The following is a 3,447-nucleotide window of genomic DNA, read 5'->3' on the forward strand; positions in this document are numbered from 1 at the left end:
GGAGAAATCGCCGCCCGCGCCCGTAACACTCGCGACCGCCACGTCTTCGACACGCTCGTCGAGATCGGTCTGGGCGATGGTCGGATCGACGCCCGCCTGGTCGCCGGACTTCTCGGTTCACTCACCCCCGCCCATCGCTCCAGCACGCCCACGAGGAAGTCGTCATGAGGATCCTGTCCGTCCGTGGAGCATTGCCTCCGCACTCCTATCCCCAGGCGGAGATCACCGAGGCCTTCGCCGACGTGATCGCCGAGCGCAGCCTCGACAAGGCACTGCTCCGCCGTTTCCACCGCAACGCGGGAGTGGAGCGCCGGCACACGGTGCTGCCACTGGCGGACTACGCCGCGCTGCGCGACTTCGGCCAGGCCAACGACTTGTTCATCGAGCACGCCGTCGAGCTCGGCTCGCGCGCCCTGGTGGACGCGCTCAAGGCGGCCGGCCTGACGCCCTCCGACGTCGATCTTGTGGTCACCGCCACCGTCACCGGCCTGGCTGTGCCCTCCCTGGATGCCCGGATCGCCGGCACGATCGGGCTGCGCCCGGACGTGAAGCGGATGCCGCTCGTCGGGCTCGGCTGCGTGGCCGGGGCGGCCGGCATCGCGCGGCTGCACGACTACCTGCTGGGCCACCCCGGCGACGTGGCGGTGCTGGTGGCGGTTGAGCTGTGCTCGCTGACCGTGCAGCGTGACGACGTGTCGGTGCCCAACCTCGTGGCCAGCGGGCTCTTCGGCGACGGGGCCGCGGCCGTCGTCGCCGTCGGCAACGAGCGCCGTGAGGGAGCGGTCGAGGTGCTCGCGTCGCGCAGCCGGCTCTACCCCGACAGCGAGCGGACGATGGGCTTCGACGTCACCGGCAACGGGCTGCGGATCGTCCTGGACGCCGAGGTGCCGGCGCTGGTCGAGCGATACCTGCGCGAGGACGTCGACGGCTTCCTCGCCGAGCACGACCTGACCCGAGACGACATCGGCTGGTGGGTGTGCCACCCCGGCGGGCCCAAGGTGATCGAGGCGCTGCAGGCCGCGTTGGCGGTGCCTCGCGAGGCGCTCGCCCTGACCTGGGAGTCGCTGGCCCGGGTCGGCAACCTGTCGTCCGCGTCGGTGCTGCACGTCTTCGAGGACACGCTGCGCGACCGGCCCCCCACGCCGGGCAGCTACGGCATGCTGCTCGCGATGGGCCCGGGATTCTGCTCCGAGCTGGTGCTGTTGAGGGCAACGGCGTGACCGCCCTCGTCGCCTTCACCGTGCTGGTGGCCCTCGTCGGCGTGGAGCGGCTGGCCGAGCTGGTCGTGTCCAAGCGCAACACCGCCTGGAGCATGGAGCGCGGGGGCGTGGAGACCGGCTTCGGCCACTACCCGTTCATGGTCGTCCTGCACACAGGGCTGCTGGTCGGAGCCCTGGCGGAGGCGTGGGTACGACGTCCCGACGTGCCCTCCGCGCTCGCGTGGTCGATGCTGGTGCTGGTCGTCGCGTCGCAGGCGCTGCGCTGGTGGTGCATCACCACCCTCGGGCGCCGGTGGAACACCCGCGTGATCGTGGTCCCTGGCCGGGAACCGGTGGACTCCGGGCCCTACCGCCTCTTCAGGCACCCCAACTACGTCGCCGTGGTGATCGAGGGCGTCGCGCTGCCGCTGGTGCACGCATCCTGGATCACGGCGGTGGTCTTCACGATTGCCAACGCCGCGCTGTTGACGGTGCGGATCCGCGCCGAGGACGCCGCGCTGGCGACCCTGCCGCGCCAGCCGGTCGAGGTGCACGGTGCGTGACCTCGTGGTCGCCGGGGGCGGTCCCGTCGGACTGGCCGTGGCGCTGAATGCCGCGCGTGCCGGCCTCGACGTGTCGGTGCGCGAGCCTCGGGACGGCCCGATCGACAAGGCCTGCGGCGAAGGGCTGATGCCGGGTGCGGTGGCCGAGCTCGAGGGCCTGGGAGTCCGGCCCGACGGGCATCCGCTGGCCGGCATCCGCTACCTCGACGGGTCGGGTGCGGGGCGCTCCGTCGAGGCGGCCTTCCGATTCGGGCCGGGGCGTGGTGTGCGGCGTACGACCCTGCACGCGGCCCTGACGGCACCGCTGCGCGCGGCGGGCGTGCCCGTCGACCCCAGCCCGGTGAAGTCGATCCGAGACGTCGGCGACCATCTGCTGGTCGACGGCGAGGCGACCCGCTACCTGATCGCCGCCGACGGGCTGCACTCGCCCGTGCGACGGCTGCTCGGCCTCGAGGTCCGGGCGCGGGACCGGCGGCGTTTCGGCCTGAGATGCCACGTGGCCCAGGCACCGTGGACGCCGTTCGTCGAAGTGCACTGGTCGCCCCACGCCGAGGCCTACGTCACGCCGGTCGCCGACGACCTGGTCGGTCTTGCAGTCCTCACCGACGCGGGCGTCGGCTTCGACGACGTGCTCCGCGAGTTCCCCGTGCTGCGCGAGCGGCTCACCGGGGAGCGCACCAGGGTGCTCGGCGCCGGGCCCCTGCGACAGCGCGCGCGTCGTCGCGTCGCCGGGCGGGTGCTGCTGGTCGGCGACGCAGCGGGGTACGTCGATGCGCTGACCGGCGAGGGCATTGCCCTCGGTCTGGCGCAGGCCCGGGCCGCCGTCGGCTGCGTGGTGGCCGACGACCCGGAGCGCTACGAGGCCCAGGCCCGACGGCTCTCTCGTCGTCACGAGCTCCTCACCCACGCCCTGCTGCGTGCGACCGCCCACCAGTCCGTCCGCAGGCGGCTCGTGCCGCTCGCGGCGCGGGCTCCGTGGGTGTTCTCGGCCGCCGTCAACCAGCTGGCCCGCCCGATCGTGGTGCCGGCATGACCGGGGAGTCCGTGGTGCTGTTGGACGAGGCAGGCCGGGCGATCGGCACCGCCGACAAGCGCCGGGTGCACCACGCGGACACCCCGCTCCACCTGGCCTTCTCCTGCTATCTCTTCCGCGCTGACGGCTCGGTGCTGGTGACGCGCCGGGCGCTCGACAAGGCGACCTTCCCCGGTCTGTGGACCAACGGCTGCTGCGGTCACCCGGCGCCGGGCGAGGACATCGAGGACGCCGTACGCCGACGGGTGGACCAGGAGCTCGGCCTGCGGATCGAGGGGCTGCGACTGCTGCTGCCGCGGTTCCGCTACCGAGCGGTCCTCGACGGGGTGGTCGAGCACGAGATGTGCCCGGTGTTCGTGGCCAACACCTTCGACGAGGTCCGGGCCGATCCCGTCGAGGTGGCCGAGGCGCACTGGGAACCGTGGGCGGAGTTCCGTCGTGGCGTGCTCGACGGCACTCGCGCGATCTCTCCGTGGTGCCGCGAGCAGGTCGCCCAGTTGCCGGCAGACCCGCTCGCGGCACCCGCCGCGTCGTACGACGACCTCCCCACGGCCGCGCAGGTGGGCCGCGGCGGAGAGCGGTCGTGATCCGAGCGGCTTCTTGCTGTCGGGAAACCAGAGCGGGGCTGGGCGCGAGATCGACCCCGAGCTCG

Annotated in this window: 4 protein-coding genes; all 4 read left to right on the top strand. The window is 72.9% G+C overall.

Annotation, left to right across the window (positions count from 1 at the left end):
• The first annotated feature begins 164 nt into the window (after positions 1–164).
• The 4 genes from RMO85_RS13910 to idi are packed head-to-tail and all read left to right on the top strand — an operon-like array spanning position 165 to position 3,382.
• Positions 165–1,220: a 3-oxoacyl-[acyl-carrier-protein] synthase III C-terminal domain-containing protein gene (locus RMO85_RS13910; RefSeq protein ID WP_310529323.1), complete on the top strand. Its 1,056-nt coding sequence runs from the start codon at positions 165–167 to the stop codon at positions 1,218–1,220.
• On the top strand, positions 1,217–1,762 hold the full coding sequence (locus tag RMO85_RS13915; protein ID WP_310529324.1) for an isoprenylcysteine carboxyl methyltransferase family protein: 546 nt from the start codon (positions 1,217–1,219) through the stop codon (positions 1,760–1,762). Before RMO85_RS13910 ends, RMO85_RS13915 begins: the two co-directional genes overlap by 4 nt.
• Positions 1,755–2,795, top strand: coding sequence for an NAD(P)/FAD-dependent oxidoreductase (locus tag RMO85_RS13920; protein ID WP_310529325.1), 1,041 nt, complete (start codon positions 1,755–1,757; stop codon positions 2,793–2,795). The genes RMO85_RS13915 and RMO85_RS13920 overlap by 8 nt, the downstream gene beginning before the upstream one ends.
• A complete protein-coding gene (gene idi / locus RMO85_RS13925) occupies positions 2,792–3,382 on the top strand; it encodes an isopentenyl-diphosphate Delta-isomerase (RefSeq protein ID WP_310529326.1) in 591 nt (196 codons plus the stop codon). The genes RMO85_RS13920 and idi overlap by 4 nt, the downstream gene beginning before the upstream one ends.
• The last annotated feature ends 65 nt before the right edge of the window (positions 3,383–3,447 follow it).

Source organism: Nocardioides sp., from assembly GCF_031422975.1.
In the GTDB taxonomy this organism is placed as follows: domain Bacteria; phylum Actinomycetota; class Actinomycetes; order Propionibacteriales; family Nocardioidaceae; genus Nocardioides.